Source organism: Tsukamurella tyrosinosolvens, from assembly GCF_900104775.1.
Taxonomy (GTDB): Bacteria; Actinomycetota; Actinomycetes; order Mycobacteriales; family Mycobacteriaceae; genus Tsukamurella; species Tsukamurella tyrosinosolvens.
Genome location: NZ_FNSA01000003.1, coordinates 4,836,645 through 4,853,881, shown reverse-complemented (window position 1 = coordinate 4,853,881; position 17,237 = coordinate 4,836,645). Strand labels below are relative to the sequence as shown.

General features: G+C 71.5%; 17 protein-coding genes. 9 read left to right on the top strand and 8 right to left on the bottom strand.

What is annotated here, in order from left to right:
* Positions 1-27 precede the first annotated feature (27 nt).
* Together BLW32_RS25985 and BLW32_RS25980 are read right to left on the bottom strand one after the other, a co-directional pair.
* The gene (locus tag BLW32_RS25985; RefSeq protein WP_068526291.1) at positions 28-735 is read right to left on the bottom strand and encodes a type 1 glutamine amidotransferase; all 708 of its coding nucleotides are present in this window, start codon (positions 733-735) and stop codon (positions 28-30) included.
* A gap of 26 nt (positions 736-761) precedes the next feature.
* The gene (locus BLW32_RS25980; RefSeq protein ID WP_068627303.1) at positions 762-2,003 is read right to left on the bottom strand and encodes a Mur ligase family protein; all 1,242 of its coding nucleotides are present in this window, start codon (positions 2,001-2,003) and stop codon (positions 762-764) included.
* A 28-nt stretch (positions 2,004-2,031) separates the two neighbouring features.
* Between BLW32_RS25980 and BLW32_RS25975 the strand changes: the two genes are divergently transcribed.
* Positions 2,032-2,778, top strand: coding sequence for a class I SAM-dependent methyltransferase (locus BLW32_RS25975; RefSeq protein WP_068742410.1), 747 nt, complete (start codon positions 2,032-2,034; stop codon positions 2,776-2,778).
* Here BLW32_RS25975 and BLW32_RS25970 read toward each other — a convergent pair.
* Positions 2,665-3,660: an EamA family transporter gene (locus BLW32_RS25970; RefSeq protein WP_082791513.1), complete on the bottom strand. Its 996-nt coding sequence runs from the start codon at positions 3,658-3,660 to the stop codon at positions 2,665-2,667. The two genes, BLW32_RS25975 and BLW32_RS25970, sit on opposite strands and share 114 nt — an antisense overlap.
* A gap of 72 nt (positions 3,661-3,732) precedes the next feature.
* Here BLW32_RS25970 and BLW32_RS25965 point away from each other — a divergent pair, with 72 nt between their 5' ends.
* Positions 3,733-4,623, top strand: coding sequence for a LysR family transcriptional regulator (locus BLW32_RS25965; RefSeq protein ID WP_068525995.1), 891 nt, complete (start codon positions 3,733-3,735; stop codon positions 4,621-4,623).
* 57 nt (positions 4,624-4,680) lie between these two features.
* Here BLW32_RS25965 and BLW32_RS25960 read toward each other — a convergent pair whose 3' ends face one another.
* Genes BLW32_RS25960 through BLW32_RS25950 form a run of 3 tightly spaced genes read right to left on the bottom strand, consistent with a single transcriptional unit; the run spans position 4,681 to position 8,269 of the window.
* Entirely contained in the window at positions 4,681-6,435 is a 1,755-nt protein-coding gene (locus BLW32_RS25960) for an FAD-dependent monooxygenase (RefSeq protein ID WP_068742409.1), read from the bottom strand.
* A gap of 59 nt (positions 6,436-6,494) precedes the next feature.
* Complete coding sequence (locus BLW32_RS25955) at positions 6,495-7,415, bottom strand: VOC family protein (RefSeq protein WP_068742408.1); 921 nt, start codon at positions 7,413-7,415, stop codon at positions 6,495-6,497.
* 5 nt (positions 7,416-7,420) lie between these two features.
* Complete coding sequence (locus BLW32_RS25950; RefSeq protein WP_068525992.1) at positions 7,421-8,269, bottom strand: fumarylacetoacetate hydrolase family protein; 849 nt, start codon at positions 8,267-8,269, stop codon at positions 7,421-7,423.
* 130 nt (positions 8,270-8,399) lie between these two features.
* On the opposite strand from BLW32_RS25950, the gene BLW32_RS25945 reads away from it, so the two are divergent.
* The 3 genes from BLW32_RS25945 to BLW32_RS25935 all read left to right on the top strand — a co-directional run bounded on the left by BLW32_RS25945 (position 8,400) and on the right by BLW32_RS25935 (position 10,408).
* Positions 8,400-9,077: a GntR family transcriptional regulator gene (locus BLW32_RS25945; RefSeq protein ID WP_068525991.1), complete on the top strand. Its 678-nt coding sequence runs from the start codon at positions 8,400-8,402 to the stop codon at positions 9,075-9,077.
* A 75-nt stretch (positions 9,078-9,152) separates the two neighbouring features.
* Complete coding sequence (locus BLW32_RS25940; RefSeq protein WP_139286320.1) at positions 9,153-9,968, top strand: MFS transporter; 816 nt, start codon at positions 9,153-9,155, stop codon at positions 9,966-9,968.
* A complete protein-coding gene (locus tag BLW32_RS25935; RefSeq protein WP_068742406.1) occupies positions 9,911-10,408 on the top strand; it encodes an MFS transporter in 498 nt (165 codons plus the stop codon). Before BLW32_RS25940 ends, BLW32_RS25935 begins: the two co-directional genes overlap by 58 nt.
* Here BLW32_RS25935 and BLW32_RS25930 read toward each other — a convergent pair.
* Positions 10,376-10,957, bottom strand: a complete 582-nt coding sequence (locus BLW32_RS25930; protein ID WP_068742405.1) for a TetR/AcrR family transcriptional regulator — start codon at positions 10,955-10,957, stop codon at positions 10,376-10,378. The two genes, BLW32_RS25935 and BLW32_RS25930, sit on opposite strands and share 33 nt — an antisense overlap.
* A gap of 91 nt (positions 10,958-11,048) precedes the next feature.
* Here BLW32_RS25930 and BLW32_RS25925 point away from each other — a divergent pair, with 91 nt between their 5' ends.
* The 3 genes from BLW32_RS25925 (at position 11,049) to BLW32_RS25915 (ending at position 14,832) form a co-directional block, all read left to right on the top strand.
* Positions 11,049-12,764 carry an FAD-binding dehydrogenase gene (locus BLW32_RS25925; protein WP_068742404.1) on the top strand — a complete coding sequence of 572 codons (1,716 nt, stop codon included), beginning with the start codon at positions 11,049-11,051 and terminating at the stop codon, positions 12,762-12,764.
* Positions 12,761-13,567, top strand: coding sequence for an SDR family oxidoreductase (locus tag BLW32_RS25920; protein ID WP_068742403.1), 807 nt, complete (start codon positions 12,761-12,763; stop codon positions 13,565-13,567). The genes BLW32_RS25925 and BLW32_RS25920 overlap by 4 nt, the downstream gene beginning before the upstream one ends.
* A gap of 98 nt (positions 13,568-13,665) precedes the next feature.
* Positions 13,666-14,832, top strand: coding sequence for a globin domain-containing protein (locus BLW32_RS25915; RefSeq protein ID WP_068742402.1), 1,167 nt, complete (start codon positions 13,666-13,668; stop codon positions 14,830-14,832).
* On the opposite strand, the gene BLW32_RS25910 is transcribed toward BLW32_RS25915, so the two are convergent.
* Positions 14,816-16,228 carry an aminotransferase-like domain-containing protein gene (locus tag BLW32_RS25910; protein WP_068742401.1) on the bottom strand — a complete coding sequence of 471 codons (1,413 nt, stop codon included), beginning with the start codon at positions 16,226-16,228 and terminating at the stop codon, positions 14,816-14,818. The genes BLW32_RS25915 and BLW32_RS25910 overlap by 17 nt on opposite strands.
* Here BLW32_RS25910 and BLW32_RS25905 point away from each other — a divergent pair.
* Entirely contained in the window at positions 16,227-17,204 is a 978-nt protein-coding gene (locus tag BLW32_RS25905) for a DMT family transporter (protein WP_068742400.1), read from the top strand. The genes BLW32_RS25910 and BLW32_RS25905 overlap by 2 nt on opposite strands.
* The last annotated feature ends 33 nt before the right edge of the window (positions 17,205-17,237 follow it).

Here is a 17,237-nt window from a genome sequence, read left to right as displayed (position 1 = left end):
GCGTGAACCCGGACAGCCCCGCCGGTCCTACTTCCGGAGGCGCTCGCGCCGGAGCAGCTCCACGTCCGGCAGGTCCAACGGCTCCAGCGACCGCCCGGTCGCGCGGGACAGGAGGTGGTCGGCCAGCTCGGGGTTCCGGGCGAGCGCGGGGCCGTGCATGTACGTGCCGAGCACGCTGCCCTGGACGACACCGTCGACCGGCGAGCCGGCGCCGTTGCCCGTGCCCCGGACCACGCGCATCAGCGGCGCGGCGTCCGGGCCGAGAGCCGAACCGCCGCGGTGGTTCTCGAAGCCCGTGAGCGGCTGCGTGAGCCCGTCGACCAGCGGCACGCCCTCGATCTCGCCGATCGAACGGGTGGCCTGGGGAGTGGTGGTGAGGTCGAAGAGCGAGATGCCGTCCACGCGCTCGCCCTCGGAGGTCTCGTACCAGTGGCCGAGCACCTGGATCGCGGCGCAGATCGCGAGCACCGGCGCGCCCTTCGCCGCGGCCTCCTGCATGCCCGGGTACTGCGTGAGGTGGCGGGTGGCGAGCCGCTGCGCGTAGTCCTCGGCGCCGCCCAGCGTGTAGATGTCGCACGACGCGGGCACCGGATCGGCCAGCGTGATCGGCAGCACCTCGGCGTCGATGCCGCGCAGCCGCGCGCGCTGGCGCAGCACGAGGGCGTTGCCGCCGTCGCCGTAGGTGCCCATCACGTCGGGCAGCACCAGGCCGATGACCAGGGTGGACTCGGTGATCCGGGCCTCGGATCCGGAGAAGTCGATCACGCGCGCCGCCCTTCCAGAGCCGTGTTCAGGTCGCGGAACGCCGTGTAATTGGCGAGCACCTCGACGCGCCCGGGCGGGCACGAGGCGATCGCCGCGACCGGATCGGCGACGAGCGAATGCTCGGCGCCGGCGTAGGTGAGCCGCACGGCGAGGTCCGCGCCGCGCTCGCCCGACGCCACGACCTTGCCGTTCTCGAACCGCTCGAACTGCACGTCCCACAGCCAGGAGAGGTCCTCGCCGTCGGGGACCTGCCCGTTCACCGCGATCACCAGGCCCTCGGCGGTGCCGTCGATCATCGACATGGCCTCCTGCCAGCCGGCCGGGTTCTTCGCGAGCAGCATCCGCACGGTGTGCTCGCCGACGGTGACCGTCGCATACCGTCCGGCGACCTCGCCGACGGTGCCGACGGCCTCGACCGCGGCCCGGGCGTCGGCGCCCATGGCGACCGCTGCGGCCACCGCCTGCGCCGCGTTGCCGCGGTTGGCCCGGCCGGGCAGGCGCAGGGTGAGCGGCGCGACGAAGCCGTCGGGCCCGTGGATGTTCTCGTCGTCGACCCACCAGTCCGGCTCCGGGCGGGAGAAATCGGTCCCCGTCGAGTACCAGTGCGCGCCGTCGCGGACGATGGGCTCGCCCGAGCGGGGGCACGACGTGGAGTCGCTGGTCCAGCCCGCGCCGGCCGCGACCCAGACGACGTTCTTCGCGTCGTAGGCGACGGAAGTGACGAGCACGTCGTCGCAGTTGGCGATCACCGTGAGCTCGGGGTGCGCGTCGACGCCCGCACGCAGCCGTCGCTCGATGGCGTTGATCTCGCCGACCCGGTCCAACTGGTCACGGGACAGGTTCAGCAGCACCAGCGCCTCGGCAGTGGTCGCGTCCAGCACGTGCGGGACGTGCAACTCGTCGACCTCGAGGGCCGCGAGCGGCGCGCGCTGGTGCGCGGTGAGCGCGGCGACGATCCCGGCGTCCATGTTGGCCCCGTCGGCCTGCGTGGCGACCTCGCGGCCGAGCGTGCCGAGGGCGGCGGCGGTCATGCGGGTGGTGGTCGACTTGCCGTTGGTGCCGGTCACGACCACTGTGCGCTTGCCGGCGGCGAGCCGTGACATCAGGTTCGGCTCGATCTTGAGCGCGACGAGGCCGCCGATCATCGAGCCCTTGCCGCGCCCGGCGCGCTGCGACGCCCAGGCTGCGGATCGGGCGGCGAGCAGCGCCGCGCGGGCGCGGAGGGGAAGTCCGGGCATGCGCTCCAGGATAGGGCAAGCTGGATTCATGGCTGAACTGCACGAAGATCGGCGCCGCGCCCTCTCGTTCGGGGCGATCGCCGACGACTACGACAGGCTCCGGCCCCGCTACAGCGACGTCACGCTCGATGCGATCGCCACCGGCGGCACCGCGCTCGACGTCGGCGCGGGCACGGGCATCCTCGCCCGGCAGCTCCGGGACCGTGGGATGGACGTGCTGGCGGTGGAGCCCGACGGCGCCATGGCCGACGTCGCGCGGGCCTCGGGCGTGCCCGCCGAGGTCGCGACGTTCGAGGAGTGGGACGCGCGGGGCCGCACCTTCGACCTGGTCACCTTCGGCCAGTCCTGGCACTGGGTCGACGCCGACACCGCGGTCCCGCGCCTCGCCGGACTGCTCAACCCGGGCGGCCGCGTCGTGCTGCTCTGGAACAAGCTGCGGCCGACGGCACCGTCGAACGACGACCTGCGCGCCGCGAGCGAGGACTACGTCAACGTCGAGGCCGCGGGCGCGGGCACCGCGCACGACCAGATGTACGCGATGGCCGAGCTGCGCGGCCGTTTCGAGGCGGCCGGCTTCACCGTGGCCGAGCGCGAGGACTCGTGGACCGAGACGCAGGAGAAGGACCGATGGCTCGACCTGGTCTTCACCTACTCGGGGCACTCAACCCTGCCGGACGACCGCCGGGTCGCGCTGCGTGCCGCGCTCGCCGAGGTCATCGGCGACGGTGACGTCGAGCTCGCCGCCGGCACCATCGCCCTCGTCGCCGAGCGGTAGCGGCGCGGGCCGGCGCAGCATCCCCAGTAGGCAACCCGCGATCACGATCGCCGCGCCCGTCAGTGCCAGCGCCGTCGGGTGCTCGCCGAGGACCACGGCGCTCGCGGCGATGCCGACGACCGGGACGAGGAGCGTCGCGGGCGCGACCGTGGATGCGGGGTAGCGGGCCATCAGCGCGCCCCACAGCCCGTATCCGACGACGGTGCTGAGGATCGCGATGTACGCGACGCCCAGGAGCGCGAGGCGGCCGTCGGCACCGTCGAGGCTGTGGGCCAAGGCCTTCCAGCCCGTGGTGGGCCCCTCGAAGACGGCGCTGAGCGCCAGCATGGGCAGGGGCGGGATCACCGACATCCAGAGGGTGAAGCGGAAGGGCTCCGACGGTGCCGCCAGCCGCTGTCCGATGTTGCCGAACGCCCAGCTGAGGCCGCCGAGAAGCGTGAGGACGACGCCGAGCACTCCGACGCCCGCCGCGGCGTCCGCGCGGTCGGCGATGATCAGGCCCATGCCGACGACGGCGATGCCGATGCCCGCGATCTGCCGCACGGTGAGCTTCTCGTGCAGGAGGACGGCGCCGAGCAACACGGTGAACGGCGCCGACGACTGCAGTACCAGCGAGGCGAGTCCGGTCGGCATGCCGATGTGCATCGCCGTGAACAGCAGGCCGAACTGGAAGGTGCCCGAGCCGATGCCGTAGAGCAGCAGCCACTTCACCGGTCCCTTCGGCGGCCGCACGAAGAGCAGCACCGGCAGCGCCAGCACGAGGAAGCGCAGGGCGCCCAGGAAGAGCGGCGGGAAGTAGTCGAGGCCGTAGCGGATGGCGAGGAAGTTCAGCCCCCAGAGCACGACGACGGTGAGGGCGACGAGGCGGTGGCGGGGGCTCATGCGCTCCACTCTCCAGCGCCGAGACCGGAAGGACAATCGAATACTTCTTGACCGTCCATGTAGCTTGGCTACATGGACGTGCATCGCCTCAGGATCCTGCGCGAGCTCGCCGACCGCGGGACGGTCGCGGCGACGGCGCGCGCGATGGACATGACGCCGTCGGCGGTGTCACAGCAGCTCAAAGTGCTCGCGCGGGAGGCCGGGGTCGACCTGCTCGAGCCCGACGGCCGGCGCGTGCGCCTCACCGACGCCGGGCTGGCCCTCGTCGTCCGCGCGGAATCCGTTCTGGGCGAATTGGACCGGGCACGCGCGGAGATGGACCGCTACCGCTCGACGCCGATCGGCGTGGTCCGGCTGACGCTCTTCCCCTCGGCGGCCGAGCTCCTCCTGCCCGGCGTCTTGCGCCGCACCGCCGCGGCGGGGATCCAGGTGGCCGCCGCGGATGCGGACCTCCCGGGCACCGAGCTGCCGGCGATGCTCGCGGACGCGGACGTCGTGGTCGCGCACCGCGACGAGCGGGCTGCCCCGCTGGGCGGTCCCCGCATCGCCTCCCGGATCCTCATGCGCGAGCCCATCGATCTGGTGGTGCCGGTGGATCACCCGCTCGCCGAGGCCGGCCGGGTCGATGCGTCCCAGCTCGCCGACCTCGACTGGATCAGCGTGCGCGACGGCTTCCCCGTCGACGACGTACTCCGCTCGCTCGCGACGATCACCGGTGTGCAGCCGCGGGTGGTGCAGCGGATCAACGACTTCCACACGATCCAGGCGATGGTCGCGGCCGGCCTCGGGGTGGCGCTCGTCGCGCGCCACGCGGTGACGCACCCCGGCGTCCGCAGCCTGGAGATCGTCGGCGTCCTCGCCGCCCGCATCCTCGAGGTGGCGACTCGTCCCGGCGCCGAGCGCCGGCCGGCGGTGGCCGCAGTGCTCCGCGCCCTCGACGAGGAGGTCGCCGCGGTGAGTTGACGTCGCGCCGGCCGACCGGATGCCGTCCGCGCGGCAGTTCGGATCGAGTGGGCTGGCTCAGGCGTTCACGTCGGCGCGGCGGCACACCGCACGGTCCACGGCGCCACGCAGGGCGGCCACAGGGTCGCCGGCGGCGATGTGTGCGCGCCACGCGATGTGATGGTCCGGACGGACGAGCAGGGCACCGTCGTCTCCGATCTCGCGGACCGCTCCCCAATCGCCGAGCACGTCGTCGTACTCGCACCGGACCCCGACCGCGCGCACGTCGATCGGCAGCCCGGACTCGGCGGACACAGTCCGTGCGGCGTCCCGCCACGCCTCCCCATCGGGTCCCACGAGCAGCGTCATCCGTCCGTGTCCCGTGATGTCCAGAGTGGACACACGTCGTCGCTCGTTCTCCAGCCAGGCATGGGGGAGCCGGGCCCCGGGGTGCGTGGTCGGATGGTGGTACAGGACCCGGTCGCGGTCGTCCGTCGGTTCGGGGACGCCGTCGTCGATGATCGCCGCCGAGGAGTAGCGCTGGTCGAGTTCCATTCCGTGTGCGTTGAACTGGTAGTTCTGCTGCCGCACGGCGTCGGCGAGCCGTGCTCGTCGGGCCGAGCCACCCGGTGCGAAGAGGTCGTCGAGGTTGCGCCACCCGTCGGCGGCGGACTGCCCCGGCTCGAACCCGAGTGCCTCCGAGATCGGCCGCATGTCGCGTACGCTCTGCATCGCTCGGTCCACGACCTGGCGGCCGACCGGCTGACGCTCCTGCGTGTAGGTGTCGAGCAACTCCGGGCTCGACACACCGCGGAGCACGGAGGCGAGCTTCCACGCCAGGTTGAACGAGTCCTGAATCGAGGTGTTGGTGCCCAGGCCGTTCGCGGGCGGATGGCGGTGCGCCGCATCACCGGCGAGGAACACCCGGCCCTTCTGGTAGGTCTCCGCCACCACGTGGTTGATCTGCCATGTGCTGGCCGACTTGATTCGGATGTCCACGGACGGATCGCCGATCGTGGTGCGGGCCCGCATGATCAGAGACTCCTCGTCCATGTCGGGCGTGCCGTCGGCAGGGTCGTACATGCACAGTAGTACCCACTCGGTCCAGGGCTTCACGCAGATCCACGTGCCCGAACCGACCCAGTAGTCGTTGCCCGGCTGCGCCATCCAGTACAGGGTGCCGGGGCGGTGCGCGGTGTATTTCGTGAGGTCCGCCTCCAGCCAGATGTTCATCGCCGCGCCGAGGCCCATCTCGCCGATCATGGCGATGCCGGCCTGCTCCGCGACACGCGAGCGCCCGCCGTCGGCGCCGATCGCGTACTTCGCGCGGATCCGGTAGGTCTCGCCGGTGGTGCGGACCCGCACCGATGCGGTCACGCCGTCGTCGTCTTGGATGATCTCGTCGAGTTCGGTGGAGAAGCGCAGGTCGGCTCCGGCCTCCTCGGCGCCGGCCCGGATGATCGGCTCGAGCACGTGCTGGGGGATGTTGCACATCGCCGACGGGCTGGCCGCGGTGTAGTCGGCGTGGCGCGCAGTGCCCGAGCCCCAGGTCATCAGGCGCGCGATCTCGCGGCCCGCGAAGCTGGTGGCCCAGACGTTGTTGCCCATGAGCTCGTTCGGCACGGCCGCGTCTCGGACCCGTTCCTCGAGGCCCAGGTCGCGGAACACCTCGACGGTGCGCTGATTGGTGATGTGCGCGCGGGGCGAATGCGCGGTGCCGGGGTGCTTGGTCACGGTGACCGCCTCCACTCCGTACCGGGCGAGAAGGGCGGCGGCGGTGAGGCCGGCGGGGCCGGCGCCGACGATGAGGACGTCGGTCTCGATGTCGTTCATGGTGTTTCGACCTCTGTGTGAGGGTGGGCGGGTGCGCCCGTTGGGTTGTGAGGGGGGTGTCACCGCGCGCTGTGCGTGCCGGTCATCATGGCTGCGAGGTCTTCGGGAGCGAGGAAGGACGGAGGTGGCGGTGGCCCCCATCGGAAGAGCCCGCGAGCGCCCTCCAGGTCCTCCGGCGTCCACAGCTCGTCCTCGGGCACGCAGTCCATGTCGGAGTAGTACTCCGAGAAGTTGCCGGCGGGGTCCTTGAGGTACCAGAAGAAGTTGGACCCGGCGTAGTGCCGTCCGAGTCCCCAGACGTGGCGATCGGGGTGCCCGTCGAGCATGTCGTACGCCCCACGCCCCACCTCGTCGATGTCGTCGACCTGCCAGGACGTGTGGTGCAGGTACGCGACCGGCGCGGCGAGCACCAGGATGTTGTGGTGGTCGGTGGAGCAGCGCAGAAAGCTTCCGTGTCCGACGATGTGGTCGCTGATCCGGAAGCCGAGCCCGTCGACGAAGAATCGCCGGGTGGCGTCGAGGTCCGTGGTGCCGACCACGGCGTGCCCGAGCTTGCGTGGGCGGACGGGGCCCTGCCGCCGGATCACGTCCGCGCGGCCGGAGCGATCCACACGGCCTGGACCGTTGTACGGCGTGCGCGGGGCCTCCGGTTGCACGATGCGCGGGCGCATTTGCACATGGACGCGGATGTCACAGATCGGTTCCGTCGTGGTGAGGGACTCGGTGGTCACGTCGACCGGCAGGTCGAGTGACCGGAGTCGGGAAGCGATCCGGGCGATGTCGTCCGCGTCGTCGGCGGCGACGGTCAGCTCGAGGAGCCGTCGTGTGGGGGAGTGCACGATCCGAAGCTGTTCGCCGCCGTGGCTGGTGGACAGGGCGCCTCCAGCGCCGAGCGTCAGACCGAAATCGGTGTAGTAGGAGACGGTCTCGGTGACATTGGGGACCCCGATGGTCACTGAGGCCAGGCTGTGGAGGGCCATGACAACTACTCCCCGCTCGGCGCGACGAAGATCTGCTCCAACTCGCCGATCCCGGCGATCGACGAGCGCAGCACATCGCCGTCCATGAGGTAGCGCTGTGGGGTGCGTCCGAGTCCCACACCGTCCGGCGTACCGGTGAAGATGATGTCCCCCGGAAGCAACGGAGTGATGCCGGAGAGGTACGCGACCAGCTTCGGGACGGAGAACAGCATCGCGGACGTGCGGCTCTTCTGCATCTGCTCGCCGTTGACGGTACAGCCGATCTCGATGTCGTCGCGGTCCGGGAATTCGTCCGGCGTCACTAGGACCGGGCCGAGCGGTGCGAAGCCGGGGTACGACTTCCCGAGGCTGAACTGCGGAGGCTTCGCGTCGAACTGAGTGTCCCGTTCGGAGATGTCCTGGCCTGCGGTGAGGGTGGAGACGTAGTCCCATCCCTCCGCCTCGGGGACCTTGTGCGCGTACCGGCCGATGACGGCGACCAGTTCGACCTCCCAGTCCACGCTGTCACCGGGGAGTTCCACGGTTCCGCGGGGCCCAGCCAACGAGGTGCGGAACTTCGTGAAGGTCGGCGGGAAGTCAGGGATGGCGTACTGGGATTCGGCCGCATGCGCCGCGTAGTTGAGGCCGACGGCGAAGACCTGCCGAGGCTCGGGCACAGGATTCTGTAGCGCCTCCGCGTCGAACGGAACGCCGGCGGTCGCGTCGGCGTCGGCCGCCCACGCGGAGAACTCGTCCCAGTTCTCCAGGATGCCGGTGATCGCGGGACCGAAGCGTCCTGCGCTGGCCTCCGCCACGTCGAGGCCGTGGTCCCCGTCGATGATGACGGCTCTGCCGTCGAGAACTCCGATGCGCATCGCGCCGCTCCTTGGGTCGGTGAAGTGTGTCGGTGGTCACAGCTTGCTCCGGCAGATTCGTTAAGTCAAGCGAGATTCGAAAGTTGTTGGAAGATTCGCGAGATGCAGATGAGGGGCCTACGCTGGGGGCGTGGCTACCACGAATCCGAAGCGCACCCGCGTGGACGCGGTGTACGACGCGCTGCGCGCCGACGTCCTGGCGGGCAGGCGGCCCCCGGGCGAGCGGCTGAAGTTCCCCGATCTCGGCGCCGCCTACGGCGCCAGCGTCTCCGTCATTCGCGAGGCCCTGACCAGGCTCGCAGCGGAGGGGATGGTCACGTCGCAGGCGCATCAGGGCTTCACGGTGACCGAGTTGTCCGCGGACAGCCTCGGCGATCTCACCGACGCGCGCATCGCGCTCGAATCGCTGGTGCTCGCCCGGTCGATCGAGGAAGGTGATGTGGCCTGGGAGTCGCAGGTGGTCGCGACACACCACACGCTCGAGCGGACGCCGCTGCTCAGCGATGAGCCGGTTCGGGTGTCGGACGAGTGGGTGCAGGCGCACGCCGCGTTCCACGCCGCGATTCTCGCGGGGTGCTCCAATCGGCGTCTGGTGCAGATCACGCAGGCACTCCGGGACGAGGCCGAGTTGTACCGCAGGTGGTCGTTCCCGCTGGGGGTCGAACGCGATCGTGACCTTGCAGGTGAGCATCGCCGGATCATGGAGCTGACCATGGCGCGGGATGCGGCGGGCGCGACGGAGGCGTTGCGGGATCACATCGCGCACACGACGCGGCTTCTGGAGGAGTACATCGCGACCGCGACATAGCTGGGCGGCGGCGTCTCCGCCGCACTTCGTGCGGTGAGTTGACGGGAGCGTCAAAGTCATCCCATGATTTCGGGGATGACGTCGAGCCCGGAAGCCCCCGCCCCATTGCGGGCCGTCGGCGTCCTCACGTGCGCGGCGGCCCTCGTCACGATGGGCATCTGCCTGCGCCTGATCTTTGGCAGCTCGTCCGCTGTGCTCGACGAGATCCGCGACGCCTACGGCCTCAGTGGCGCCGAGGTCGCGCTGCTCACGACCGGCCCGGTGATCTGTCTCGGCCTGTTCTCCGCGGCCGCGCCGCGCCTGGCCCGCCGGTACACCGCGGTGGTGGTGGCGACCGCCGCGGTCGCCATGATCGCGGTCGGTAGCGCCCTGCGGATCGCGCCGAGCTGGGCCGTGCTGCTGGGCGGCACTATGCTCGCGGGCGCGGGCATCGCGCTCGGCAACGTCCTCGGACCGGTGCTCGTGCGGATCTTCTTCCCGCATCGGATCGGGCTGATGACGGGCCTGTTCACCTCCATGGTGTGCCTCTCCACCGGCTTCGCCTCGGCGCTCACGGTCCCCGGGGCGACGGCGCTCGGTGGTAGCTGGCGCGCCTCACTCGCGCTGTGGGCGATCCCGTCGCTGGTCGCCGCGGCACTGCTCGCGACGGTCACCGTGCGGTACCTCCGCTTCCGGCGGGACGTCCCCGAGGCCGACGGTGCCGCCGACCGCGGCGCCGCCCGGACTGTGCTGCGCAGCCCTGTCGCGTGGGCCGTCACCGGATTCATGGGGCTGCAGTCGCTGCAGGCGTACGCGCTGATCGGGTGGATCCCCACGATCTACGGGACCGGGGGATGTCGGCGGAGGCCGGCGGCGCGATGCTCGCGATCGGCGGCCTCCTCAGCGTGGTGACGGCGCTGACCTTCCCGCAGTGGGCGGCGCGGCGTCGCGAGCAGCGGATCGTCGCGGTCGCGGCCGTCGGGCTGCAGGGGATCGGAGTCTTCGGCGTCCTCGCGTTCGGGAACGGGCTCGGCGCGTGGATCGCGAACATCTTCGTCGGCTTCGGCCTGGGCGCAATGATCTCCCTGGCGGTGACGATGATGAACCTGCGCGCCGCGACCACCGCTGAGGCGGTGTCGCTGTCGGCCATGTCGCAGACGGTCGGCTACCTCTTCGCCGCGTGGGGCCCGATGCTCATGGGCGTGCTGCACGGCGTGCACGGCGACTGGACTCTCCCGCTCGTCAGCCTGCTGGTCCTGCTGGTACCGCTGCTGCTGTGCGGCCTGTTCGCCGGAGGGGACAGGACGGTGGCGGCGTCGTCAGCTCTCGACGGTGTGCAGGCCGGCGGGTAGGAACCGCAGGAGCAGCTCGCGGGCGGCGTCGGCATCGCGGTCGACGAGGTGCGTGAGCTGGACGCCCTCGTACAGCGCGATCGCGTACCGGGCGAGCGCCATTGCGTCGACCGGCCCGACGAAGCGGGCGAGCGCGGCGGAGAGGCGTTCGCGGAGGACGACGTCGCGGTCGGTCAGCCGTCGCGCGGCCTCGCCGTCGCGCGCGGCGTAGATGGTGAACTCGGTGGAGAGCAGGGCCCACCGCCGCTCGTCCGGGTCGTCGTGCGCCGCCGCGCGCGCGGCGGCGGCGATGGCGGATTCGAGGGAGTCGGCTGCGTCGATCACCGCGGTGATGCGGCCGATCTGGGTCTCGGCGTGGCGATCGAACAGGGCCAGGAACAGCGCCTCCTTGCCCGAGAAGTTCGAGTAGAAGGCGCCGCGGGAGAGCTCCGCGCGGGCGCAGATCTCGTCCATCGAGGCGGCGTGGAAGCCGCGCTCCGCGAACACCTCCAGCCCGGCGTCGAGGAACTTCTCGACGGTCCGCGCGCGTGTGCGTTCGCCCTTCGCCATGTTTCACCTCGAATCCGTTGACCGCGCCGTTGCTCCGTGCAAGGATAGCGATAACTAGACCCGCTAGTCTATTTATCGACGAGGAGGCCACGTGGGCGAGGATCGATCGCAGGTCGCAGGGTTCGAGCCGGACGCGATCGTCGTCGGTGCGGGGCTCGCGGGCCTGGTGGCCGCGTACGAGCTGTCGCGGGCGGGCCGTCGCGTGCTGGTGCTCGACCAGGAGAACCGCAACAACCTCGGCGGCCAGGCATTCTGGAGCCTCGGCGGTCTGTTCCTGGTCGACTCCCCCGAGCAGCGGCGCCTCGGCATCAAGGACTCCTTCGAGCTGGCCTGGCAGGACTGGACCGGCTCGGCCGGCTTCGACCGTGAGGACGAGGACCGCTGGCCCCGGCGGTGGGCGCGCGCCTACGTCGAGTTCGCGACGCACCGCAAGCGCGACTACCTGCGGCGCCTCGGGCTCGGGTTCACGCCCGTCGTCGGTTGGGCCGAGCGGGGCGGCGGCGCGGCGGACGGCCACGGCAACTCCGTCCCCCGGTTCCACCTCACCTGGGGCACCGGCCCCGAAGTCGTCCGCGTCTTCCGCGAGCCGGTCGAGCGCGCCGAGGCTCAGGGCCTGGTGCGCTTCGCCTTCCGCCACCGCGTCGACGAGCTCGTCACCGGTGACGACGGCGCCGTCGTCGGTGTCCGCGGCGCCGTCCTCGAACCCACCGACCTCGACCGCGGCGTGGCGAGCTCCCGCGATGTACGGAGCGAGTTCGAGTTCCGTGCGCCGACGGTCCTCGTGACCTCCGGCGGCATCGGCCACAACTTCGAGCTCATGCGGCAGTACTGGCCCACCGAGCGGCTCGGCCCGTTCCCGCAGCACATGATCGCGGGCGTCCCCGCGCACGTGGATGGTCGCATGCTCGCGATCTCGGAGGCGGCGGGCGCGAACATCGTCAACCGCGACCGGGTGTGGGCCTACACCGAGGGCATCCACAACTGGGCTCCGATCTGGCCCGACCACGCGATCCGCATCATCCCCGGACCGTCGTCGCTGTGGTTCGACGCGAACGGCAACCGCTTCACGGCCCCGAACTTCCCCGGCTTCGATACGAATTCGACGATGAAGGCGATCCTCGAAACCGGATACGACTACTCGTGGTTCGTCCTCACCGAGACGATCATCGAGAAGGAGTTCGCGCTCTCCGGCTCGGAGCAGAACCCGGACATCACCGAGAAGGACCTGAAACTCGCTCTCGGAAGAGTGAAGTCCAAGGGGGCGCCCGGCCCGGTCGAGGCGTTCAAGCAACACGGTGAGGACTTCATCGTCGCGGACACCCTCGAGGAGTTGGTCGCGGGCATGAACCGGATCGGCCGCGGCGGGCACGTCGATCTCGACCACCTGCGCACCCAGATCGAGGCGCGCGACCGGGAGACCGCCAACGCCTTCAGCAAGGACGCCCAGCTCCAGGCGATGCACAACGCGCGGAACTACCTGGGCGACAAGGTGGTGCGCGTCGCGAAGCCGCACCGCATCCTCGATCCCGAGCACGGCCCGCTCATCGCGGTCCGCCTGAACATCCTGTCCCGCAAGACCCTGGGCGGACTCGAGACCGACCTCTCGGCGCGCGTCCTGGGGGCCGACGGTGCGCCCGTCCCCGGCCTCTACGCCGCGGGTGAGGTCGCCGGGTTCGGCGGTGGCGGCGTGCACGGATACAACGCCCTGGAGGGCACGTTCCTGGGTGGCTGCATCTTCTCGGGCATGACGGCGGGCCGCGCCGCGGCCGCCGCGACGGGCGATCGAAACGGAGGTGCACGAGCATGAGCGCACGTACGGCACTGGTGACGGGGGCCACCTCCGGCATCGGCTACGAGACGGCGAAGCTGCTGGCGCAGAAGGGCTACCGGGTCCTCGGCACCAGCCGTGACCCGGAGGCGATCGCCGCGGACAAGCGGATCCCCGGCGTGGAGTACCTCGCGCTCGACCTCGCGGACCGCGAGTCCGTCGCCGCGTGCGCCGCGGCCGCCGGCACCGTCGACGTCGTCGTGAACAATGCGGGCGAGAGCCAGTCCGGGCCGCTCGAGGAGCTCCCCGCCGACGCCGTCGACCGGCTCTTCCAGACGAACGTCTTCGGTGCGGTGCAACTCACCCAGCGCCTCCTGCCGGCGATGCGCCTGCGGCGCTACGGCCGCGTGATCATGGTCGGCTCCATGCTCGCCAGCTTCCCGCTCGCCTACCGCGGCTCCTACGTCGCGGCCAAGGCGGCGCTCAAGGGCTTCGCCTCCGCGGCGCGGCAGGAACTCTCGCCCTTCGGCGTGTGGGTCTCCACCGTGGAACCCGGCTCCATCGCCACGGGGATCGGGGAGCGGCGCACGAAGTACGTCGCCGACGACTCCGTGTACCGCGCCGACTTCGACACCATGATCGAGAACCTCGACGCCAACGAGCGGGCGGGAATCTCGCCGGCACAGGTGGCGCAGGTGATCGTCAAGGCGATCGAGGCCGACAAGCCGCGCGAGTTCTACGCGGTGGGCAGTAATGCGCCCCTGGTCTTCCTGCTCAAGCGGCTGGTACCGGTCGAGGTGGTCTCCAGCATCGTGGCGCGCCGCCACGGCCTCCAGCGGTAGACGTCCCGGATCGTCGGGACATCCGTCCCTGGCGGTGGCGAGGAACTACTACATAACGTCGTAGTAGAATATTCCTTCTGCCCGAGGACCGATGCCCCATGCTCACCGACGCCCAGCTCACCGTCGTCCGCGACACCCTGCCCGCCGTGGGCGCCGCGATCGACGAGATCACGCCGAACTTCTACCGCCGCCTGTTCGAGGCGCACCCCGAACTGGAGCGCGACCTGTTCAACCGCGGCAATCAGGCCGTGGGGGCCCAACAGCGCTCGCTCGCCGCGTCGATCGCGATGTACGCCACCGCCGTCGTCGACGACCGGGTCTCGGCGCGGTCGATGCTGGAGCGAGTGGCGAACAAGCACGCATCGCTGGGGGTGGCACCGGACCAGTACCCGGTCGTGTACGAGCACCTGTTCGGGGCGATCGCGCAGGTCCTCGGCGACGCCGTCACCCCCGCTGTGGCGGAGGCGTGGACGGCGCTCTACTGGCAGCTGGCCGACGAGCTGATCACCCTGGAGAAAGGGCTCTACGCCGCTGCCGCGGTGAGCCCGGAGACGGTGTGGCGCACGGTGGTCGTCGCCGAGCGTCGCCAGGAGACGCCGCATACCGTCGCCTTCGTTCTCGTCGACCCGGCCGGCGACCCCCTGCCGACATATCTTCCCGGGCAGTACGTGTCGGTCGCGGTCCGGCTACCCGACGGTGCGCGCCAGATCCGGCAGTACAGCCTGTCCGGCGCGGGCGAAGGCCGGTGGCGGATCGGTGTGCGGCGCGACGGCGCGGTCTCGTCGTACCTGCACGAGTACGCCTTCGAGGGTGCGCGGCTGCAGGTTTCGCCGCCCTTCGGTGACATCGTGCTCGACAGCGACCCGGAGACCCCACTGGTACTCGCTTCGGCGGGCATCGGGATCACCCCCGTCCTCGGCATGCTCCACCACCTCGCCGAGGAGGGCGGCGCGCGCCGGGTGATCGTGGCGCACGCCGATCGCACGCGCGCGACTCATGCGCACCGGGCGGAGCTGGCGGAGCTCATCGGCCGGATTCCGGGGGCCGCGCTGCACACCTGGTACGACGAGCTCCCCGACGGATACCCGCTGGGCGCGGGGGAGTCCCGCGGCCGGATCGACCTCGACGGCCTCCCCGTCCCGTCCGACGCCCACGCGTATCTGTGCGGCCCGTTGCCGTTCATGACCGGTGTCGCCGAGCAACTCGAGGGCGTCGGCGTGCCGCGCGAGCGCGTGTGGTTCGAGGCCTTCACGCCGTCCGTGTGATCGCGGCCTGGAGAATCCGGGCGGCCTCCGGGAACCGCTCGGCCTGCGGCCCGGCGTAGGCGAGGCGGAGATGATTGCCCGTGGGCTCCGCAGGGAACCACTCGTCGCCGGGGCCGACGACGAGCCCGCTCCTCCGGCAGTTCTCGACGACGGCGCCGAGTTCGACGTCGTCGGGAAGTCGCGCCCACAACGCCAATCCGCCCCGCGGCACGGCGTCCACCGCCACCGCCGGCGCGTGCTCGTGCAGCGACCGTAGGAGTAGGTCGCGCCGGTCGCCGAGCTGCCTGCCGAGTCGCCGCAGGTGGGTGCGCCAGGCGGGGGCGGTGACCACGTCGAGCGCGACGGCCTGCAGTGCGCCGCTCACGTACATCGCGTCGGCCTGGGTGTCGGCGAGGATCCGGTCCCGTGCCGGGCCGCGCGCGATGACCGCAGCCACCCGCACGGCCGGGGCCACGCTCTTGCTCAGCGACCGGATGTACACCACGTGGCCGCCGTCGTCGCGTGTCGCGAGCGGTACCGGCGCCGCGTCGATCCCGAAATCGTGCGCGTAGTCGTCCTCGATGAGGAAGGCACCGGCCTCGCGCACCGCACCGAGGATCGCGGCGGCGCGCTCCTCGTCCCACACGGCCCCCGTCGGGCTGGCGAACGCGGGCTGTGCGTAGAAGGCCCGCGCCCCGGTTTCGGCGAACACGCGACGGACCATGTCGGGATCCGGGCCCGCCGGACCGCTCGGTACCGGGACCACGTCGACCCCGGCCTGCTCCGCGGCGAGGATCGCGCCCCAGTAGGTCGGTGACTCCATGACGAGCGGCCGACCGGCGCCGACGAGCGCGCGGAAGGCCGTGAGGAGTGCGCCCTGACTTCCCGGCGTCACGACCACGTCGCGGGCACTGACGGTACCGACCCCGGCGGGGGTGACCGCCGCGAGCTCTTCCGCGAACCAGGATCGCAGTTCCGGGAGCCCTGCGATCGGCGGCCGCCCCATGAGCGACTCGCTGCGCGAGGCCCGGGCCAGGGCCGGCCGCACGAGCCGCTCCGGTAGCAGCTCGCGCGCCGGGTAGCCGGAGTGCAGGCCGATCGCCTCGCTGTCCGACGGCAGCAGGGCGGTCGGGGCGGCTGGTGTCCGCCGTCCCGCGGCCCCGAGGGCGGCTGTCTGCCAGCCGAGGTCGACGGGGCGGGGGGCACGTGCGATCCGTGTGAAAGTGCCTACACCAGGTCGGGTCTCGATCGCACCGGCGGCGGTGAGGGAGCGCAGTGCCTGCTGCACGGTGACGGGGCCGACCCGGTGCTCGGCGACGAGTGCGCGGGTCGAGGGGAGCTTGCTGCCCGGCGGGGCCGCGGCGATCCACGCGCGCAGCGCTGTCGTCAGGCGCTCGCTACTGCTACCGTTGGACATGAGTCATCATGATAGCGCTACTCTTCCCGAGGCGTCGGTGATATCGGACCCGCATCCCGTGCGATCCGGTCTGCTGTGGGGCCTGCTCGGGGTGCTGGCCTTCTCGTTCACGGTGCCGTTCACGCGGGTCGCCGTCTCCGAGGGCGGGCTCCCGCCCCTCTTCGTCGGCGCCGGGCGCGCCGTCGTCGCCGCCCTGCTGGCCGCGATCGCCCTCGTCGTGACCCGCCAGGCGCTCCCGCGGGGCCGGCAGTGGGTCGGGGTGGGCGTCGTCGCACTCGGTGTGGTGATCGGCTTCCCCGTGCTCACCTCGTTCGCGCTCACCACCTCGTCGGCGTCCCATGGCGCCGTCGTCATCGCCGTGCTGCCGGCGGCCACCGCCGTCGTCGCCGTGTGGCGTACGGGGGAGCGGCCGCCGCCGGCGTTCTGGTTGGCGGCGGCCGTGGGGGCGGTGTGCGCCGTCGCCTTCGCCGTGGTGCAGGGCGGTGGGCTCGGCGCGCTGCGCCTGTCCGACCTGCTGCTGTTCGGCGCGGTGATCGCGGCCGCGGTCGGCTATGCGGAGGGCGGTCTGCTGTCGCGGGAACTCGGAGCGTGGCAGACGATCTCGTGGGCGCTCGTCGTGGCGGCGCCGTTCATGCTGGCGCTCACCGCCTTCGGCGCCCGCGGGGGTGTGGGCGGCACCGCGCCCGCCTGGTGGTCCTTCGCGTACCTCGGCGTGGTCAGCATGTTCCTCGGCTTCTTCGCCTGGTATCGCGGTCTCGCGATCGGCCCGATGGCCTCGGTGAGCCAGGTGCAGCTGGCGCAGCCGGTCTTCGGGATCGCCTGGGCGGCACTCCTGCTCGGGGAGCCGATCGGCTGGTCGACGGTGCTCGGCGGCTTCGCCGTCATCGCGGCGGGCGCCCTCGCGGTGCGCACGCGGGCGCGACCCCGACGGGATCAGCGGAGCGCCAGCAACTCCCGGACCGTGACGAAGCGGTAGCCGTCCGCGCGCAGCCGCTCGATGATCCGCGGC

What these genes read in the sequence shown, in the direction of transcription:
- BLW32_RS25980 (WP_068627303.1), bottom strand. Translation starts at nt 2,003, where the DNA reads ATGCCCGGACTTCCCCTCCGCGCCCGCGCGGCGCTGCTCGCCGCCCGA.
- BLW32_RS25975 (WP_068742410.1), top strand. Translation starts at nt 2,032, where the DNA reads ATGGCTGAACTGCACGAAGATCGGCGCCGCGCCCTCTCGTTCGGGGCG.
- BLW32_RS25970 (WP_082791513.1), bottom strand. Translation starts at nt 3,660, where the DNA reads ATGAGCCCCCGCCACCGCCTCGTCGCCCTCACCGTCGTCGTGCTCTGG.
- BLW32_RS25965 (WP_068525995.1), top strand. Translation starts at nt 3,733, where the DNA reads ATGGACGTGCATCGCCTCAGGATCCTGCGCGAGCTCGCCGACCGCGGG.
- BLW32_RS25960 (WP_068742409.1), bottom strand. Translation starts at nt 6,435, where the DNA reads ATGAACGACATCGAGACCGACGTCCTCATCGTCGGCGCCGGCCCCGCC.
- BLW32_RS25955 (WP_068742408.1), bottom strand. Translation starts at nt 7,415, where the DNA reads ATGGCCCTCCACAGCCTGGCCTCAGTGACCATCGGGGTCCCCAATGTC.
- BLW32_RS25950 (WP_068525992.1), bottom strand. Translation starts at nt 8,269, where the DNA reads ATGCGCATCGGAGTTCTCGACGGCAGAGCCGTCATCATCGACGGGGAC.
- BLW32_RS25940 (WP_139286320.1), top strand. Translation starts at nt 9,153, where the DNA reads ATGACGTCGAGCCCGGAAGCCCCCGCCCCATTGCGGGCCGTCGGCGTC.
- BLW32_RS25935 (WP_068742406.1), top strand. Translation starts at nt 9,911, where the DNA reads ATGTCGGCGGAGGCCGGCGGCGCGATGCTCGCGATCGGCGGCCTCCTC.
- BLW32_RS25930 (WP_068742405.1), bottom strand. Translation starts at nt 10,957, where the DNA reads ATGGCGAAGGGCGAACGCACACGCGCGCGGACCGTCGAGAAGTTCCTC.
- BLW32_RS25920 (WP_068742403.1), top strand. Translation starts at nt 12,761, where the DNA reads ATGAGCGCACGTACGGCACTGGTGACGGGGGCCACCTCCGGCATCGGC.
- BLW32_RS25915 (WP_068742402.1), top strand. Translation starts at nt 13,666, where the DNA reads ATGCTCACCGACGCCCAGCTCACCGTCGTCCGCGACACCCTGCCCGCC.
- BLW32_RS25905 (WP_068742400.1), top strand. Translation starts at nt 16,227, where the DNA reads ATGAGTCATCATGATAGCGCTACTCTTCCCGAGGCGTCGGTGATATCG.
- BLW32_RS25910 (WP_068742401.1), bottom strand. Translation starts at nt 16,228, where the DNA reads ATGTCCAACGGTAGCAGTAGCGAGCGCCTGACGACAGCGCTGCGCGCG.